Source organism: Methylomonas albis (assembly GCF_014850955.1).
Taxonomy (GTDB): Bacteria; Pseudomonadota; Gammaproteobacteria; order Methylococcales; family Methylomonadaceae; genus Methylomonas; species Methylomonas albis.
The window spans coordinates 1,418,830-1,435,428 of record NZ_JACXSS010000001.1 but is presented as its reverse complement, the minus strand read 5'-3'; the positions used below and the strand labels follow the sequence as shown (position 1 = coordinate 1,435,428).

The 16,599-nt window shown below is 52.6% G+C and carries 18 protein-coding genes; 5 read left to right on the top strand and 13 right to left on the bottom strand.

Translation table 11 applies throughout. From position 1 onward, the window contains the following. Positions 1-94: 94 nt before the first annotated feature. The 3 genes from hflX to ettA all read right to left on the bottom strand — a co-directional run bounded on the left by hflX (position 95) and on the right by ettA (position 3,470). The gene (gene hflX, locus EBA_RS06655) at positions 95-1,360 is read right to left on the bottom strand and encodes a ribosome rescue GTPase HflX (protein ID WP_192373922.1); all 1,266 of its coding nucleotides are present in this window, start codon (positions 1,358-1,360) and stop codon (positions 95-97) included. Positions 1,361-1,371: 11 nt separating this feature from the next. After that, positions 1,372-1,614: an RNA chaperone Hfq gene (gene hfq / locus EBA_RS06650; protein ID WP_192373921.1), complete on the bottom strand. Its 243-nt coding sequence runs from the start codon at positions 1,612-1,614 to the stop codon at positions 1,372-1,374. Positions 1,615-1,805: 191 nt separating this feature from the next. Continuing rightward, positions 1,806-3,470: an energy-dependent translational throttle protein EttA gene (gene ettA / locus EBA_RS06645; protein ID WP_192373920.1), complete on the bottom strand. Its 1,665-nt coding sequence runs from the start codon at positions 3,468-3,470 to the stop codon at positions 1,806-1,808. 251 nt (positions 3,471-3,721) lie between these two features. On the opposite strand from ettA, the gene EBA_RS06640 reads away from it, so the two are divergent. Genes EBA_RS06640 through EBA_RS06620 form a run of 5 tightly spaced genes read left to right on the top strand, consistent with a single transcriptional unit; the run spans position 3,722 to position 6,957 of the window. Further along, positions 3,722-4,423 (top strand): TatD family hydrolase, encoded by a 702-nt coding sequence (locus EBA_RS06640; RefSeq protein ID WP_192373919.1) that lies wholly within the window; start codon positions 3,722-3,724, stop codon positions 4,421-4,423. Next, positions 4,416-5,171 carry a tRNA threonylcarbamoyladenosine dehydratase gene (locus EBA_RS06635; RefSeq protein ID WP_192373918.1) on the top strand — a complete coding sequence of 252 codons (756 nt, stop codon included), beginning with the start codon at positions 4,416-4,418 and terminating at the stop codon, positions 5,169-5,171. Before EBA_RS06640 ends, EBA_RS06635 begins: the two co-directional genes overlap by 8 nt. Further along, entirely contained in the window at positions 5,164-5,571 is a 408-nt protein-coding gene (locus EBA_RS06630; RefSeq protein WP_192373917.1) for a hypothetical protein, read from the top strand. The genes EBA_RS06635 and EBA_RS06630 overlap by 8 nt, the downstream gene beginning before the upstream one ends. Positions 5,572-5,627: 56 nt before the next feature. After that, positions 5,628-6,545, top strand: a complete 918-nt coding sequence (locus EBA_RS06625; protein ID WP_192373916.1) for a methyltransferase domain-containing protein — start codon at positions 5,628-5,630, stop codon at positions 6,543-6,545. A 10-nt stretch (positions 6,546-6,555) separates the two neighbouring features. Continuing rightward, on the top strand, positions 6,556-6,957 hold the full coding sequence (locus tag EBA_RS06620) for a hypothetical protein (RefSeq protein ID WP_225615982.1): 402 nt from the start codon (positions 6,556-6,558) through the stop codon (positions 6,955-6,957). A 22-nt stretch (positions 6,958-6,979) separates the two neighbouring features. Here EBA_RS06620 and EBA_RS06615 read toward each other — a convergent pair whose 3' ends face one another. The 10 genes from EBA_RS06615 to EBA_RS06575 form a co-directional block, all read right to left on the bottom strand. After that, a complete protein-coding gene (locus EBA_RS06615; protein ID WP_192373914.1) occupies positions 6,980-8,119 on the bottom strand; it encodes a type III PLP-dependent enzyme domain-containing protein in 1,140 nt (379 codons plus the stop codon). Further along, positions 8,116-8,715, bottom strand: coding sequence for a 5-formyltetrahydrofolate cyclo-ligase (locus EBA_RS06610; protein WP_192373913.1), 600 nt, complete (start codon positions 8,713-8,715; stop codon positions 8,116-8,118). The genes EBA_RS06615 and EBA_RS06610 overlap by 4 nt, the downstream gene beginning before the upstream one ends. Beyond that, positions 8,708-9,646, bottom strand: a complete 939-nt coding sequence (miaA, locus tag EBA_RS06605; protein WP_192373912.1) for a tRNA (adenosine(37)-N6)-dimethylallyltransferase MiaA — start codon at positions 9,644-9,646, stop codon at positions 8,708-8,710. Before miaA ends, EBA_RS06610 begins: the two co-directional genes overlap by 8 nt. After that, positions 9,647-11,533: a DNA mismatch repair endonuclease MutL gene (mutL, locus tag EBA_RS06600; RefSeq protein WP_192373911.1), complete on the bottom strand. Its 1,887-nt coding sequence runs from the start codon at positions 11,531-11,533 to the stop codon at positions 9,647-9,649. Positions 11,534-11,618: 85 nt separating this feature from the next. Beyond that, positions 11,619-13,142: an N-acetylmuramoyl-L-alanine amidase gene (locus tag EBA_RS06595; RefSeq protein WP_192373910.1), complete on the bottom strand. Its 1,524-nt coding sequence runs from the start codon at positions 13,140-13,142 to the stop codon at positions 11,619-11,621. A gap of 35 nt (positions 13,143-13,177) precedes the next feature. Beyond that, positions 13,178-13,648 carry a tRNA (adenosine(37)-N6)-threonylcarbamoyltransferase complex ATPase subunit type 1 TsaE gene (gene tsaE, locus EBA_RS06590; RefSeq protein ID WP_192373909.1) on the bottom strand — a complete coding sequence of 157 codons (471 nt, stop codon included), beginning with the start codon at positions 13,646-13,648 and terminating at the stop codon, positions 13,178-13,180. Next, complete coding sequence (locus EBA_RS06585) at positions 13,648-15,111, bottom strand: NAD(P)H-hydrate dehydratase (RefSeq protein WP_192373908.1); 1,464 nt, start codon at positions 15,109-15,111, stop codon at positions 13,648-13,650. Before EBA_RS06585 ends, tsaE begins: the two co-directional genes overlap by 1 nt. 224 nt (positions 15,112-15,335) lie before the next feature. After that, complete coding sequence (locus EBA_RS24540) at positions 15,336-15,467, bottom strand: hypothetical protein (protein WP_267873572.1); 132 nt, start codon at positions 15,465-15,467, stop codon at positions 15,336-15,338. Further along, the gene (locus EBA_RS06580; protein ID WP_192373907.1) at positions 15,460-15,672 is read right to left on the bottom strand and encodes a hypothetical protein; all 213 of its coding nucleotides are present in this window, start codon (positions 15,670-15,672) and stop codon (positions 15,460-15,462) included. Before EBA_RS06580 ends, EBA_RS24540 begins: the two co-directional genes overlap by 8 nt. Positions 15,673-15,882: 210 nt before the next feature. Beyond that, positions 15,883-16,416: a hypothetical protein gene (locus tag EBA_RS06575; protein ID WP_192373906.1), complete on the bottom strand. Its 534-nt coding sequence runs from the start codon at positions 16,414-16,416 to the stop codon at positions 15,883-15,885. Between the last annotated feature and the right edge of the window lie 183 nt (positions 16,417-16,599).

Sequence of the window (16,599 nt, the reverse complement as noted above, 5' to 3'; positions counted from 1 at the left end):
AAGCCTTGGCTTGTCTATCCGAAAAACCGCCATTCTATCGTAAATTAGCCATTTCCGAGCAAATAACTAGGTGATTGTTCCGGCGATTGACCGATTAAACCTGCTCGTAAACCTCAATGTCCTTCAACAAGCCCAAATGCTTCCTGTCGATTTCTATCGTCATTTCGCAATCGCCGTTATCGTTATTTACTTCCTTGATTATCTTTACAAAAGTAAACAATTTCGCCTTTAAACCGGCTTGACTGGCTGGCAAATAGCATTTTCGAATGACTTTGCTACTCGCAAATAACTCGGATAAGGCCTGTTGTAACAAATCACAGCCTACCCCATTTTGCGCGGAAATCCAGACACTGACGGGTTTGCCGTCGGCATCGTAGTCGATATGCGGCGCAACATCCTCGAGCAAGTCGATTTTATTGAAAACCATCAACTGCGGGATTTTAGCGGCATCAATATCGTTTAAGACCTGGTTTACCTGATAAATCGTATCTTCACGATCTTCAGCGGCCGCATCGATCACATGCAACAGCAAATCCGCCTCGCTGGCTTCCTGCAAAGTGGAACGGAATGCCGCTACCAATTCGTGGGGCAAATGCCGGATAAACCCAACGGTGTCCGCCAAAATGATCTCCCCGCCATTGCTGAGAGACAATTGCCGCAAAGTAGGATCCAACGTAGCAAACAACTGATCAGCGGCATAAATACCGGCACCGGTTAAGGTGTTGAAGAGCGTCGACTTACCGGCATTGGTATAACCAACCAGGGACACAGCAGGGATTTCGGCCTTTTTCCGTTTACTTCGGCCTTGATGACGCTGCTTCTCAACCTTACCCAAGCGCTGTTGAATCTGCTTGATACGCACAGCCAACAAGCGCCTGTCGGTCTCCAGCTGGGTTTCGCCAGGACCGCGTAAACCGATACCGCCCTTTTGCCGCTCCAAGTGCGTCCAACCGCGAATTAGTCGGGTAGACAAATGCTTGAGCTGCGCCAGTTCCACCTGCAATTTACCTTCGAAGGTTTGCGCCCGCTGCGCAAAAATATCCAGGATCAGACCATTACGATCCACCACCCTGACTTCCAGGGCTTTTTCCAGATTGCGCTCTTGGCTAGGTGTTAGCGGATGATTAACGATAACGATATTGGCTTCGTGCTCTATGATCGCCGACCTGATTTCTTCAACCTTGCCCGTGCCAACGAAATATTTCGGATCAGGCCGATGACGGCTTCCGGTGACTACATGTGTGGGTTGGGCACCTGCGGATTTGGTTAGTTCTTTCAGCTCGTCGAGGTCTTCTTGACCAACTTGCAAATTGAGGTGAACGAGAATGGCTCGTTCACCCGCATCGGGACGTTCAAACAAAAAATAACCTCTTAGCTTTCATCGCTAACGTCGGGTTCACGGTGCATCGTGACATTTTTGCCAGGAACGATAGTGGATATGGCGTGCTTGTAAACCATCTGATTCACGGTGTTTTTCAGCATCACCACGTATTGGTCGAAAGAATCGACGCGGCCTTGCAGTTTGATACCGTTAACCAAAAAAATCGACACGGGAGTGTGCTCTTTTCTGAGGGCATTCAAAAAGTTGTCCTGCAAGTTTTGTGCTTTCGACATCCTATTTCTCCTTATTATTGTTCGGTGCGCTATTAATACATTACCCGCTACACCCGCCAATTTCAACACGCGGGCTACGGATCAATAAAAAACTGTTGATAACTTTGGGACTGGCTTGCGCTATTTCAAGTTCAATTAGAGCTTTATTCGCAAAGCCGTTGCCAAAATAACAACGGCTGCTTAAGTTCAGCTTAGCCGATTTTTTTATATTTGAGACGATGTGGGTTATCGGCATCGGTTCCCAAGCGGCGATGCCTATCGGCTTCGTAGTCGGCATAGTTACCTTCAAACCAGAGCACTTCGCTATTACCCTCGAATGCCAGCATGTGCGTGGCGATACGATCCAGAAACCAGCGATCATGCGAGATCACCACCGCGCAACCGGGGAAAGCCAACAAGGCTTCTTCCAGGGCCCGCAAGGTTTCCACGTCCAAATCGTTGGTCGGTTCGTCGAGCAGCAACACGTTACCACCGCTTTTCAGCAGCTTGGCCAAATGCACGCGATTGCGCTCGCCGCCGGACAATTCGCCGATGCGTTTTTGCTGATCCCCGCCCTTGAAGTTGAAACGACCAATATACGCCCGCGACGGCGTTTCGTATTTGCCGACCGTAATCATGTCCAAGCCATCGGAAATTTCTTCCCAAACCGTCTTGTTGTTGTCCATGTCGTCGCGCATCTGATCGACATAGGCCATCTGCACGGTTTGGCCGAATTTGATGTCGCCGGCATCCGGTTTTTCAAATCCCGCCATCATCCGGAACAAGGTGGTTTTACCGGCGCCGTTAGGACCGATGATGCCGACAATCCCGCCGGGCGGCAATTTGAAGCTAAGATTGTTGATCAGCAATCTGTCGCCAAAACCTTTGTTGACATTGTCGACTTCGATCACCACATCGCCCAGACGCGGACCGGGTGGAATGTAAATTTCCTGGGTCTCGTTACGTTTTTGGGTTTCAACCGACGACAACTCTTCAAAACGCGCCAGACGCGCCTTGCTCTTCGCATGCCGACCTTTCTGATTGGAGCGCACCCACTCCAGTTCGGCTTTCATGGCTTTTTGCCGAGACGACTCCTGCTTCTCCTCCAGCTCCAAACGCTTCTCTTTTTGCTCCAGCCAGGACGAATAATTGCCTTCCCATGGAATGCCCATGCCTCGGTCCAGCTCCAAAATCCAGCCGGCCACATTGTCGAGGAAGTACCTGTCATGGGTCACCGCCACCACGGTACCGGGATAATCGTGGAGAAAGCGCTCCAACCAAGCCACCGATTCGGCATCCAAATGGTTGGTAGGCTCGTCCAGCAAGAGCATATCTGGCTTGGACAGCAACAAACGACACAAGGCGACACGGCGTTTTTCACCACCGGACAATTTGGTGACATCGGCATCCCAATCCGGCAGACGTAAGGCGTCGGCTGCGACTTCCAGTGTGCGATCCAGATTATGCCCGTCACAGGCATTGATAATATCTTCCAACTTGGCTTGCTCGACGGCCAGCGCATCGAAATCAGCATCAGCATCGGCGTAAGCCGCGTAGACTGCATCCAATCTGGCCAGCACATCTTTTATTTCCGCAACCGCTTCCTCGATATTGCCGCGCACGGTTTTATTCGGATCCAGTTGCGGTTCTTGCGACAGATAGCCGATCTTGGTGCCTTTCAGCGGAATCGCCTCGCCTTCAATTTCCTTGTCGATGCCGGCCATAATCCGCAACAGAGTGGATTTGCCGGAACCGTTCAGACCCAGTACGCCGATTTTGGCGCCCGGAAAAAACGAGAGGGAAATGTCCTTAAGAATATGCTTTTTGGGCGGCACGATCTTGCCAACCCGGTTCATCGAAAATATGTATTGCGCCATTGCTTTCTAGGAAACAAAAGAAAACGCCATTATACCGTGACCCGGCGAAATGCAAGGCTGTAAATTTGCCGGCGGCAGCACCCGTGTCAGCAATCCTGTGTATAAGTCCGAGCCGGAGCAGTCCTGTGCAAGGACATCAAAGCCGAGAAATGAAGACTATCAATCCCTGAAATTCGCCACACTTCATCCAGACTACCGGCTATTAATTATGCCGCTTGCTCCCGAACCAAATTATCAGATTAGAATGATGTATGTCTCATCATCTTTTGACGCATTCCTACCCTATCGATATCCACTGCCACCAGCGCCGGAACGACGAAGCCTTGCAAATTTTAAGTTTCGACACCTCGGATTTAGCCTTGGCCAAACAGAGCGGCGCAGAGGCATCGCCTAACCCTATCAGTGTCGGCATTCATCCCTGGTTTATTGCCAAGCAGGATATTTACGCCGCTTTTGAGTTGCTCGAAAACGTATGCCGGCTGACTAATGTGCTAGCCATTGGCGAATGCGGGCTGGACAAGTGCATAAAAACACCGCTGGAAACGCAAACTGCGGTGTTCCGCCGACAAATCGAGCTTGCCGAACAAATCCGCAAACCGCTGATCATCCATTGTGTCAGGGCCTTTAACGAGCTGCTTGCATTGCGCAAAGCGCTAAAGCCCAGCCAAGTCTGGATTATTCACGGCTTCACCGGTAAACCGGCGCTGGCGGCACAATTGCTGGAACACGGTTGCTACCTGTCGCTTGGTAAAGCCTTGCTAAAACCCAAGCACCCGGTAACTGTTACGCTACCCAACATAGCGCTGCACCGGCTATTCCTGGAAACCGACGCCGCCGAAGAGGTTTCGATTGGCGCGATCTATAGCCAAGCGGCTAAAATCCTCGGTTTGGATCTCCCCACCCTGCAACGGCAGATCGTTGCCAATTTTGAAAGAGTATTCACGCATGACTGATTTAAGCTGGCTTTCCCGTACCGAATTGCTGATCGGCAAGCCCAAACTCGACAAACTACAGCAAGCGCATGTGCTGGTGGTGGGGATGGGCGGTGTGGGCTCGTTTGCCGCCGAGTTTATCTGCCGGGCCGGAGTTGGCGAGATGACTATCGTTGACGGCGACGTAGTCGACCCGAGCAACCGCAACCGGCAATTGCCGGCGCTGGCCACCACCCATGGCTTATCCAAAGCCGACATCATGGGCGAGCGTCTATTGGCTATCAATCCCGATTTAAAGCTGCATATCCGGCACGAGTTCATCACCCCGGATACCGCCGCCGAATTGCTGAGCACACATTACGATTATGTCGTCGACGCAATCGACAGCCTGACGCCAAAGATTCATCTAATCTGTGCCGCCAAAACCAACAATATGAAAATCGTCAGCTCCATGGGTGCCGGCGGCAAGATGGACCCCACGCATTTAAAAGTGGTGGACATCTCCAAAACCTATAACTGCCCGTTCGCCCAGTTCATTCGGACTCGTTTGCGTAAACAAGGTATCAGCCGTGGCTTGAAGGTGGTATTTTCACCGGAAGTGGTCAACAAGGATTCCTTGATGTATACCGACGGCAGCAATTATAAGAAATCGGCTTACGGCACCATTTCCTATTTGCCTGCCGCTTTTGGCGGCGTGTGTGCCTCGGTAGTAATCCGACATTTGATTCATGATCCCGCGCATTCAACCCACAATAAACATCATGGATAAATCACCCGACAGCCCAGCCGATACCCTGTTGGTCAATCCCGGCAAAAGCACGCGCTTGCAGGAGATGCGACAACGCGCCGCTGCGGCCAACCAACCAGCGCCAGCAGTGGCGCCAGCCGACAAAATGCTGCAAACCAAGGACACAGGATTTAGCCCGGAAATGCTTCTGGCTAGGCAACTGATCGACGAACGCTTAACTCAAATTCTGGCCACTCTACCGGTTGGCAAGCAGCGGCGCTTGTTTAAGATTCGTTTTGGTATGGAACCGGATCAAATAAAAGCCTTAGCAATCAAACAAATATTTGCACTGCTGAACATCAATCACCCGCAATTTAATAATCACTGCACTAACATGAAGCAAGTAGCCGATCTGAATTATAATGGCCGCCAAGCAAACTAATCCGGCCGTTTACATTGTCTTTTGCACCGCCGTCCCGTTCCTCAATTTCCGCTACGATGTACACCCTAGAACCCAATCAAGATTACCGCGACCAAAGCCTGCGCGATAACGCCGAATTATCCAGCACCGAACTGCAAGCCGACGCCGCCAAACACTACGACGATTGCTATAACGACTATCTCGTCGCCTGGTGTAACCGCGACAATCTGGCTTTACATTACGGTTATTGGGACGAGGCCAAGCCCTATGATCAACATCAAGCCCTACTGAACAAAAACCAGATTCTTTACGACACCGCCCGGATTCAGGCCGGCGATAAAGTGCTGGACGCCGGCTGTGGTATTGGCGGCAGCACGATCTGGATGGCCAAACAGCATGGCAACCGGGTAACCGGCATCACCATCAGCGCCAAACAAGCCGACTACGCCCGTCAGCATGCCAAACGCCACGGCGTAGCGGAATTGGTTGATTTTGAAGTGGCCGATTTTTGCGCCACGCCCTTTCCGGATGCGTCGTTCGATGTGGTTTGGGCCTTGGAAAGCTCTTGCCACGCCTTAAACAAAGCTGACTTTTTACGCGAAGCCTGGCGGGTGTTAAAGCCCGGCGGCCGCATTGTGGTTTGCGATGGCTTTGTGTTGCAACGGCAATTTACCGAACAGCAATGGCGAGCGGTTGTAACCTGCTTAAACGGTTGGGCCGTGCCGAATCTTTGCGCTCGAAACGAATTTACCGGCTTGTTGGCGCAGCAAGGTTTTCAAGCCATCGTTTGCCACGACATCACCGCCCAAACCCAAGCCTCGGTTGAGCATATGTACCAAGTAGCCAAACGCCTGAAACCGGTCCAAACTATCAGCCAATGGCTAGGGCTGCGTTCCAAAGCTCAAACCGCCAACTATTTGGTCGGTCTGGCACAACACCAGTTATTCACTGAAAAACTGACTGAATATTGTATTTTTACTGCGCAAAAGGCTTAGCAAGATGCCGATGGTTTTACCCCGTTTGAAATTTTTAACCCTGTTGACGATGCTGAGCGGCTTAATCGGTTGCGCCAGCGTGCCGCCAAATAGCCAGCACGACAGTTTTTCCGACTATGCCGAATCGGTATTCCGTCACCAGAGCACGGTATTAAGTCGACTCATGATGCTCAGTGAAGCAGAGCAATTGCCGGATAACGAGACCTTCGAAAAGACCGAACAAGCCATGCACGACGCCTGTCAGCTGTTGAACGAATATGCGGAACGGGAAAGCGATGGCGAAAGCATGAGCCTGCGTTTTAAAGCCAAAGTGCAAGCCAGCATCGAAGGCTGCGATGCCAGCATTCAGAAGATGGAAGCGCTAATGGCCGGCCTGGACCAAGATCAAGCACCGCCGCACGCCCACCCTTAAACGTAAAGCCGGCTACTAAACGCTAGTCGCCGCTATTCGTCCATTGCCGGCGATAATCGGCATAACTATAACGCTTTTGCAGCACCAAGCGGGCAGGATTGGCGCTATAAACATCCGGCAGGTTATAACCGTTAAACCGGTTGGCCTTGATCAGGGAATACGCGCCGACATCGGCAAACACTAGTCGTTCGCCAACCTCGGGAATCCGCCCAAACCGATATTCGCCGAACACATCGCCGGCCAAGCAGGTAGAACCCGCCAGAATTGCCGACTGTTCGCCGGCAGTATCTTCCTCCAGCAAACGCGGTTTCATCTGATATTCGAACACTTCCGGATGATGATTCACCGAGGTGTCCAGAATCAACACCTGCTTGCCGTCGCTGGCGAATCTATCCAACACGGTGGTCAATAAATAACCGGCATTACCAACTACGGCTTTACCCGGTTCCAGATAAACCTCCACGTCAAACTCGGCACGCAGACCACTGATTAAGTCGACAATAGGCGCGTGATTAGCAATACCGTTATACAAATAGCCGCCACCCAAATTCAGCCATTTAAGCGGGCTGCGTTTTAGAATCGGCCGCAGCTTTTCCAGGGTTTGTTGCAAGGGCATAAAGTCCCGGCAAGCAAACACCGTATGAAAATGCAAACCCTCGATACCTGTCGCCAAACCGTCTTGTAAAAGCGCAATATCGACACCCAACTTGGAGTGCGGCCGGCACGGGTCGTAGCGCGGATCGTTAGCAAATGACAGTTTGGGATTGACGCGCAAACCTGTCGAATAGCCATCAGCCAGCGCCTGCAACCCTTGATACTGCGACAGCGAATTGAAACTGATATGACTGCAAAGTCTGCCAAGTTCGGAAAATTCGTCGGGACGGATGCCCGGCGTCGTCAGATGTAGACTACCGGCCGTTTCCTGTAAAACCTCTTTCGCCAGCCGCGCCTCAAACAAGGAACTAACCGACATGCCGTCGACTTGATCTTTTATCAGCGCCAGTAAAGACGCCAAAGGTAAAGCCTTCATCGCATACAACAGCTTGCAGCCCGTCGCCCGCCGCAAAGCCAGCAAGGGTTGTAGGTTAGTAAGTACTTGGTCTTCGTCCAGCACAAAGGCCGGGCTGGTTTGAATTTGTTGCTTTAGGTCGGTCCAATTCATCGGCAAGCACGGCCCTTGCCTGAATAAATCGCTTGCTCGGTGATCACATAGTCCATGAACACATCGTTCGCCTCCATCGCTATCACAGGTAATAGTTGCGCTTCGTAGCACACCGCCGCCAACACCGTATCGGCACGCACTTTTTGCAACAGCCGGTCATAATAGCCGGCGCCGTTACCCAAGCGCCCACCTTGCGTATCAAACGCCACGCCCGGCACGATGATCGCGTCCAGTTCATCCGGGCGAATTTGCTTGGCAGGCTCAAGCCAGCGCTGGCGCGGCGGCTCAAGAATATTCCACATGCCCGGCTGCAACTCGTCGATAGACTGCAAATGCCACAAACCCAGTTGCTTCTGACCCTCGATATCGACCGTGCAATATGGCACAACAATGCGCTTGCCGGTGCTCAGTTCAGTGGCTACGGTGGACAGTGTCTGCACTTCCGAGCGGCAATGCAGATACCACATTACCGTCCTCGCGCCTTGATACCAGGGTTGCTCGACGACGCGCCGGCAGATTTCCGCGCTGACGGCGTCCTTATCCAACTGCGCATTTCGAGCCGCATAGGCAATTTGGCGCTGCCGGGCTTTATCCATGTTCGCGGCAATAACTCAAGGCCTGCTCAAGCAGATCGGCAGCGCCGCTGATTAAATACCGGGCATCCTGTTCCTTGCGCAACCAGGTAAATTGGCGCTTGGCCAGTTGCCGGGTGGCGATGATGGCTTTTTCGCGCATCGTCTCCAAATCATATTCACCGTTCAGATAGGACCAGGCTTGCCGATAGCCGACGCAGCGTATCGACGGCAGGCTTTCGTCGAGATCGCCGCGTTGCAACAACCCCTGGACCTCGTCGAGAAAACCCTGCGCCAGCATCTGATCGAAACGCTGAGCAATCTTGTCGTGCAGGGTTTTGCGCTGCTCCGGCGCGATAATCAGTTTAATGAATCGGTAAGGCTGTTCGGTTTGCTGATCGGCTGCAAAAAAACTCGACAGCGGCCGACCGCTGATTTCATACACTTCCAGGGCCCGCTGAATGCGCTGCGGATCGTTGACATGTATCCGCGCTGCGGCGAGAGGATCGACTTGCGCCAAGCGGGCGTGCAAAACCTCTTTGCCCATTTGCTGTAACTCATCGTCCAGTCGTTGCCGTATGTCCGGATCGGCTTCCGGCAATTGCGCCAGGCCCTGCGTCAAGGCGCTGAAATACAGCATGGTGCCGCCCACCAACAACGGCAGCTTGCCGCGCGCCGTAATTTCCGCCATCAATTCCAACGCCCGATTGCGGAACTGACCGGTGGAAAACGCTTCGTCGGGATCGAGAATATCGATTAAATGATGCGGCACGCCGCCGCGCTCGGCCAGGGTTGGCTTGGCGGTGCCGATGTCCATGCCTCTATACACCAAGGCCGAATCGACGCTGATGATCTCGGCATTCAAGGCTTGCGCCAGCGCCACGCCGAGCGCAGTCTTGCCGGACGCAGTCGGACCCATCAACAGGATGGCCGACGGTTTTTGCAATTCGCTCATTTATTGGCCGCGCATGAAAAACCGGTCCAAGTCCTGATGGCTCAGCGCCACCCAGGTCGGTCTGCCGTGATTGCATTGACCGATGCGCTCGGTTTGTTCCATGTCCCGCAGTAAGGCGTTCATTTCCTCAATACTGAGTTTACGCCGCGCCCGCACCGAGCCGTGGCAGGCCATGGTCGCCAAAATCGCGTTGATACTTTCCTGGACTTTATGGCTGACGCCATGAGTGGCCAAGTCGGCCAGGATGTCGCGCACCAATCGATCGACATCGGTTTTGGCCAGCAAGGCCGGCGTGGCTCTGAGTACCACGGTTTCCGGGCCGGAACGGTTAATTTCAAAACCCAAATTCATAAAAAATTCGTGCTCTTGCTCCGCCAGATCGGCCTCGGCGGCGGTGACTTGCAATTTGATCGGCAACAGCAAGGGCTGGGAGACGATGGCACGATTGTGATAATGCTGTTTCAGTCGTTCGTAAGTCACCCGTTCATGGGCGGCATGGGCATCGACCAAAATAATGCCCGAAGCCGTTTCGGCCAGGATGTAAATATTGTGGATATGCGCCAGCGCAAAACCCAAGGGCGGCAGCGCCGATTCGGTCGCGGGTTGCGCCGGAATTTCGCTAGCGTTTAGCGGATAAAGTTTGCCATAGGCTTTGATTTGCTCGGACACGTCCGACAAATTCGCCCGCTCCGGCGGATAGCGATAAGCGCCGAAAGCCTGTGGCGCAGGCGTCGCGCGCGGCGCAATACTGTCCAAACTTTGTTCCGGCAAAGTCAGCGGTAAGGAGGTTTGTTGATTTAATGGTGTCGGTAGCGTCACTGCAGGAGTTTGCAATTCCGCAAGTTCCGCGACAGTTTCGATCTGTTGCGGCAGAGGCTGCGCGCCGGGCCGCTGATCGGCCAAGCTGCAATGCAAAGCCTGATACAGAAAATCGTGCACCATCCGGCCTTCCCGAAAGCGCACTTCCAGCTTGGTGGGATGGGCGTTGACATCGACCAAGGCCGGATTGAGTTCCAGATACAACACAAACACCGAATGCCGGCCGTGGTACAGCACATCCTGATAGGCTTGCTTCACCGCGTGCGCGACCAGCCGGTCTTTGATCAAGCGGCCATTGACGTAGAAAAACTGCATGTCCTGCTGGCTGCGGGAAAAAGTCGGCAAGCCGACCCAACCGTGTAAATGCAAACCGGACGCGGCAAAATCGATCTTCACGCTATTGTCCACAAACGCCGAGCCGCAAATCGCAGCGATACGTTTCTCCTGGGCCTGCTGCGTCGCGGCGGGCTTGAGATTCAGTACTTCGCGCTGATTGTGATTGAGGATGAAGCCCACATCGAAACGCGCCAAGGCCAGTTTTTGGATCAGGCTCTCGATGTGGGTAAACTCGGTTTTCTCGGCTTTTAAAAATTTGCGGCGAGCCGGGGTGTTGTAAAACAGGTCGCGAACATCAACAGTAGTGCCAGGCGGATGCGGATCGGGTTGCGGATCGAAGTTTCGTTCGCTGCCATCGGCGCTGACTTGCCAGGCGCATTCGGCATCGGCAGTACGGGAAATCAGCGTCAAACGAGCTACCGAACTAATACTGGGCAAGGCCTCGCCGCGAAAACCCATGCTGACCACATGCTCCAAGTCGTCCAAGGAGGCAATCTTGCTGGTGGCGTGCCTTGACAAAGCCAGCGCCAAATCGTCTTTGACTATACCGCAGCCGTTATCGCGTATCTTGATTTGCCGCGCCCCGCCCTGCTCCACATCAATCTGAATCTGGGTCGCGCCGGCATCGAAACAGTTTTCCACCAGCTCTTTCACCACCGACGCCGGGCGTTCGACCACCTCGCCGGCGGCGATTTGATTGACTAATTGAGTGGGTAAGGCTTGAATCCGCATCGGCTGCGCTCGGCAAAAAGCGCGTATTTTAGCGGATGAAAATGAAACGGGGCGAAATGATTCGCCCCGTTTTAAGATTGCTTAATTAGCTGTCTCGCGGAATCTGCAATACTTGGCCGATATGCACATTGCCGTCGTTCATTGCATTAGCCATGCGCAAGGCCCGCATGCTTATCCCGTATTGCTGGGCTATGCCCGAAAGCGTTTCGCCGCGATTGATCACATGGTGAGTGCCGGCGGCATTGCTCGCCAACACTGTCGGACTGGCATCTTGCTCTCTAGCCGCCAACACCGGTTTTGATTCTACTCTGGACTTAGCGGCCGGAGCACCTTCGCCTATATCAGCACTCGCCAATTGCACGGCTTTAGATTTACCAGAGCGATTGAGCTGCGCCATCATGGTGTCGGCCGGCGCATATTGTTTAAAGTGGCCGACAATCCCGCTAAACACCGCAGAAGCCATTTTGTTTTGATAGGCCTTAGTGTTCAGACGGCGCTCTTCTTCCGGATTGGAGATAAAGGCGGTTTCCACCAGAATCGACGGAATTTCCGCCGACTTCAACACCACAAACGCGGCTTTTTGCACCCCGCTTCTGTGTAAATGTCCGACGCTTTTCACGCTTTTCAAAACCTTGTTACCAACGTTTTGGCTGGCTTCTTTCGCCGCTTTGTTGGATAAATCCATCAACACCGAGGTCAAGGTATCATCCCGATCTTCGCCTGCACCGCCATCCACTGCATTTTCGCTGGCGGCCAACCAACCCGCGCCGGCGCTGGAAGCACCGTTACTAGCCAAGGTGTAGACGGATGCGCCATGAGCTTGGCTGTCGCTAAATGCGTCGGCGTGGATGGACACGAACAAATCGGCTTTCGCAGCACGCGCAATGCGGCGGCGTTCGTTTAATTTTACAAAATAATCACCGTCGCGAATCATCACCGCCTTCATGCCCGGCTGGCTATTGACCATGCCCTGCAGGCTCTTGGCAATCGCAAACACCACATCTTTTTCCTGCGTGCCGTTCGCACCCTGCGCGCCAATATCCTTGCCGCCATGCCCGGCATCGATAGCGACCACTATATGACGGCCCTTGGCTTTTATCGCCGTTTTAACCACGGCCGGTTTGATAGCAGCTTCCTGCTTTTTAAGGGGTGCCGTGGGTTTTTCAGGCGCGGCTACGGCCGCTACCGCAAGCATTTTTTCAGGTTTGACAGCAGCGGCTACGGGTTCCGGCTGCACTGTCTTAGCGGCTAAACTAATTTGCAAAGACTTACCAACCATCGCCATTTTGGCGTCGGCATCGGCTTTTAACTCCACAACCACACGCAAATCACCGGTATTGCGCACCGCGCTACGGGCAAAACCGAATAAGGGATGATCCGCGGACGGTTGATCAATCGCTTGCGGCATTTTGGCGTCGATAAAATCAATCACCAAACGGCTAGGACTTTTGAGCACGAAGGCCTTGTGACGTACCGCGCCGGGTAAATTAAACACCAGCTGATTAGACGCCGAATAGCTCACGGAACCCAGTTCAGCCTGGGCCGCAAACACCGAGAACGAAGGCAATAACATGCCCCATATCCAGAAAATTCGATAAATTTGCTGCATGACCCACTCGACCGCTAGTGACAATATTGTCGAGATTATAGCAGTATGTCTTTGTTTTTCCAGTTTAGTTTTATGCCAGCCTGATGGTTTTCAGCTAACATATTGATTTCAGCGGTACGTTGCTGCTGAAAATAATTCAACCTTACTTCCAAATCGGCCACCGGCAGAAATCCCGCGCCCATTTGCGGCCATTCGACGCAGCACAAAGCGTTTTGATTGAGATAATCGTCCATCCCCATCCATTCCAGTTCTTCTGGATCTTTGAGCCGATACAAATCAAAATGAAACAAGCGCCGGCCGCTAATCTCGTATTCCTCGACCAGAGTGTAAGTTGGGCTTTTCACCGCTCCTTGATGGCCGGCGGCGCGCAATAAACCGCGTACCAGCGTGGTTTTGCCGGCACCCAGATCGCCGTACAAAAACAACAGGCATTTTTCCGGCAAAGCTTGCCACAGCGCAGCCCCCAGCGCTTCGGTGTCTTCGGGGGTTTCCAGCGTGATGTTCATTAATTCAATAATTTCCTAATTCGTTCCGGCAAATCGCCGGCCAGCAAGCCGCGCTCGCCAAATTCCAAAGCCAGACTATCGGCCGCTTCGCCATGCACATATACCCCCAACCGGGTTGCCTGCTCCAAACTCAAACCTTGCGCCAGCAAGCCGCCGATCAAGCCGGACAACACATCGCCCATGCCGCCGCTGGCCATACCAGGGTTGCCGGTGGTGCCGACATACACCGTTTCACCGCTGCCGATTAAGGTACCGGCGCCTTTTAATAAACAGCTACCGCCATATTGGCTGTGCAAATCCACCAATGCCGCATAGCGGTCTGCGGATATTTGCCGGGTGTTACAAGCCAGCAAGCGCGCGGCCTCGCCGGGATGCGGCGTTAATATCCAGTTATCACGTCGCGTCGGCTGCTCTGCGAGCAAATTCAAGGCATCGGCATCTAACACGCACGGTTTATCACTGGCCAATACGGTATTAAACATCTCTCTGCCCCAATCATCCTGACCCAGACCCGGCCCGATTACCACCACGCTGACTTTATGCAACAAGGCTTGCAAGGCTTCCCCGCATTCCACGCCATGGCACATCAATTCCGGCCTACCAATATTGATCAAGCCGCTATGCGCGGTGCGGGTGACGATGCTAACCAGACCGGCTCCGGAACGCAAGGCCGCTTCGCCCGCCAAGCGTATCGCCCCGCTATAACCATAATTGCCGCCAATTAACAGCACATGCCCGAAATTGCCTTTATGGGCAATGCGCGCCCGACGCGGCAAGTCGAGTTTATCCAGCAATAGCGCGAACGGCGGCATTGCCGCTAACACCGCGTCGTCAATATCCAATGTACTGCAAACGATCTCGCCGCAATACTCAGGCGCTTCGCCGGTAAACAAGCCGCATTTCAAACCGATGAAGGTCACCGTTACATCAGCCTTCACCGCACAAGCCAATACCAAGCCGGTATAAGCATGTAAACCGGACGGCACATCCACGGCAAGCACCGGACAGCAGGAATCATTGATTGCGGCGATGGCTAAGGCATAAGCATCCCCCACCTCTCGACTCAAACCGATCCCGAATAAGGCGTCGACAATTACGCCTTGCAGCTTGGAGTGCCCGGCTTCGAAGCCGGTAACACTGCCACCGACCAGTATAAAATCTTGATAGGCACTGAGCGCATCGCCGGGCAAACCATGCGGATCAGTCAGGGCATAAACGGTTACCCGGCAATTAGCCTGCAAGGCCAGCGTCGCCACCTCATAACCATCGCCGCCATTATTGCCGCCACCGCAAAACACCGTGATCGCGGCGTGTTCCGGCCAACGCCGCCGTATCTGCTCGAACAGCGCGTATCCGGCCCGACGCATCAATTCCCGGCCCGGAATCCCTAGTTCGTCAATCGCATAACGCTCGGCTTCGCGAATTTGGGCGGTGCAGTAGAGTTTGTTTGAGGGTGTTTGCATGGCTTAGCCTTGAGGATTTTTGTCGCTGATTCTAACGCGAATGCTTATAGGGTTTGGTATCTGCTGACCAAAAGCAGCCTGTTAAACTTACTTTCTATCTATATGTCTGGTTCGGAGCCTATAACACTCGATCAAATGCTAATTGCATTTCACATGTAGGGTACGCACCGCGTACCCTTGGAGCTATCATAGTGGCAAAAGCCAGAAGGTACGCGGTGCGTACCCTACCAATCTTCAAAGCGTTGCAGATAATCCAGCACAAAGCGCTGCGACAAATTTTGCCGATAAAGATAGTCGGCTATTTCAGCCAAGCGCTGTCCGGCGCGCGGCGAAAAGACAATGCGGTACTCACTCATATTTCCGGCGAATGTCCTGCATCACCTGTTGTAACGGCAAACCTTCACCAGCAGTCAGTTGCGTAACCGACACGCCGACGTCCTGCTTGATCTTGCGATGCTGCACAAACTCGGCGAAGGCACTGGCAATGGACTGCTGATTATTGCCAAACAACTGCTGCAAGCTGGCTTCCAGCTCAGGGTTATCGATTTCGATGTTTAACATGATGAATTCCAAAGATTTAGTTGCGGCATAATTTTCTAGGCTCATTGTGCCCCACCCGGCCAAGCAAGCTTGCAAAGCATAACGCCAAATCATTTCATGGCCAATTTTGTATATAGGCGGGGCAGGTTGTTCGACTCGCTCCAAACGCGCTGCCAAACTTTCACACATTCTTGAAACGTTCAGAAAGCCCCCTGTGACCGGATTTCTAGGCTAGAGTCCCTGCAAGGCCGTATACAAAGCTTGAGTATCCTCAAATTCTCCAAATGCAAATTGTAATAGCGCTCTTATAACTTGAGCTTGTTTAGCTATTGTAGCGTTTCCTGACTCCCTAGCACCCACAATCCAGACGGCTAAAAGATTATCGCTAACTTTCATAGCCACCGGACAAAGGCTAAGTGGTTTTCCTTGTTTGTCAACGTCACAGAAAAGTGAAGGAGTCTCATCAAGAGACATTTTCTTTACCATTTGCCCTGTAGATTCAGTAGCGCCGTCAATATAGGATATAGTGCCAAGATCGTCTGCTTTAACCAATGTGAATCTCCGTAGATATAACGCATAGTCAATTATCCGACCCTTTTGGCAAATTTTTTGAGCCCATTGTTGCGATAACAGTTTGCAAAGCTCAGGCATTGGTATCGTACCGTCGATTCGGGTGTCATAAAAAGAACTGTAGTTCTCAAGCTCGATTTCTAAACTATCAAGAGTAATTGGCTCATGACTATTAGCAATAGACTCAAGTGGCATCTCACATTTCCACTGTTTGCCTTCTTTGCATGCCATATGCACGTTAGTTCTAAATCCACTTGAAACCGCTATTAATGGCAATTGAAAAACTCTGCCTGAAATAGAAAAACTAGCTTTATGAGCCAGAAGTTCAATTGGGGGGGGTAATTGGTGGAGGGTCTGAGCAAGCAACTAACAGATGAA

What these genes read in the sequence shown, in the direction of transcription:
- miaA (WP_192373912.1), bottom strand. Translation starts at nt 9,646, where the DNA reads ATGAGCGAATTGCAAAAACCGTCGGCCATCCTGTTGATGGGTCCGACT.
- ettA (WP_192373920.1), bottom strand. Translation starts at nt 3,470, where the DNA reads ATGGCGCAATACATATTTTCGATGAACCGGGTTGGCAAGATCGTGCCG.
- mutL (WP_192373911.1), bottom strand. Translation starts at nt 11,533, where the DNA reads ATGCGGATTCAAGCCTTACCCACTCAATTAGTCAATCAAATCGCCGCC.
- EBA_RS06580 (WP_192373907.1), bottom strand. Translation starts at nt 15,672, where the DNA reads ATGTTAAACATCGAAATCGATAACCCTGAGCTGGAAGCCAGCTTGCAG.
- EBA_RS06635 (WP_192373918.1), top strand. Translation starts at nt 4,416, where the DNA reads ATGACTGATTTAAGCTGGCTTTCCCGTACCGAATTGCTGATCGGCAAG.
- EBA_RS06610 (WP_192373913.1), bottom strand. Translation starts at nt 8,715, where the DNA reads ATGGATAAAGCCCGGCAGCGCCAAATTGCCTATGCGGCTCGAAATGCG.
- EBA_RS06575 (WP_192373906.1), bottom strand. Translation starts at nt 16,416, where the DNA reads ATGCCACTTGAGTCTATTGCTAATAGTCATGAGCCAATTACTCTTGAT.
- EBA_RS06620 (WP_225615982.1), top strand. Translation starts at nt 6,556, where the DNA reads ATGGTTTTACCCCGTTTGAAATTTTTAACCCTGTTGACGATGCTGAGC.
- hfq (WP_192373921.1), bottom strand. Translation starts at nt 1,614, where the DNA reads ATGTCGAAAGCACAAAACTTGCAGGACAACTTTTTGAATGCCCTCAGA.
- tsaE (WP_192373909.1), bottom strand. Translation starts at nt 13,648, where the DNA reads ATGAACATCACGCTGGAAACCCCCGAAGACACCGAAGCGCTGGGGGCT.
- EBA_RS06625 (WP_192373916.1), top strand. Translation starts at nt 5,628, where the DNA reads ATGTACACCCTAGAACCCAATCAAGATTACCGCGACCAAAGCCTGCGC.
- EBA_RS06630 (WP_192373917.1), top strand. Translation starts at nt 5,164, where the DNA reads ATGGATAAATCACCCGACAGCCCAGCCGATACCCTGTTGGTCAATCCC.
- EBA_RS24540 (WP_267873572.1), bottom strand. Translation starts at nt 15,467, where the DNA reads ATGAGTGAGTACCGCATTGTCTTTTCGCCGCGCGCCGGACAGCGCTTG.
- EBA_RS06615 (WP_192373914.1), bottom strand. Translation starts at nt 8,119, where the DNA reads ATGAATTGGACCGACCTAAAGCAACAAATTCAAACCAGCCCGGCCTTT.
- EBA_RS06595 (WP_192373910.1), bottom strand. Translation starts at nt 13,142, where the DNA reads ATGCAGCAAATTTATCGAATTTTCTGGATATGGGGCATGTTATTGCCT.
- EBA_RS06640 (WP_192373919.1), top strand. Translation starts at nt 3,722, where the DNA reads ATGTCTCATCATCTTTTGACGCATTCCTACCCTATCGATATCCACTGC.
- EBA_RS06585 (WP_192373908.1), bottom strand. Translation starts at nt 15,111, where the DNA reads ATGCAAACACCCTCAAACAAACTCTACTGCACCGCCCAAATTCGCGAA.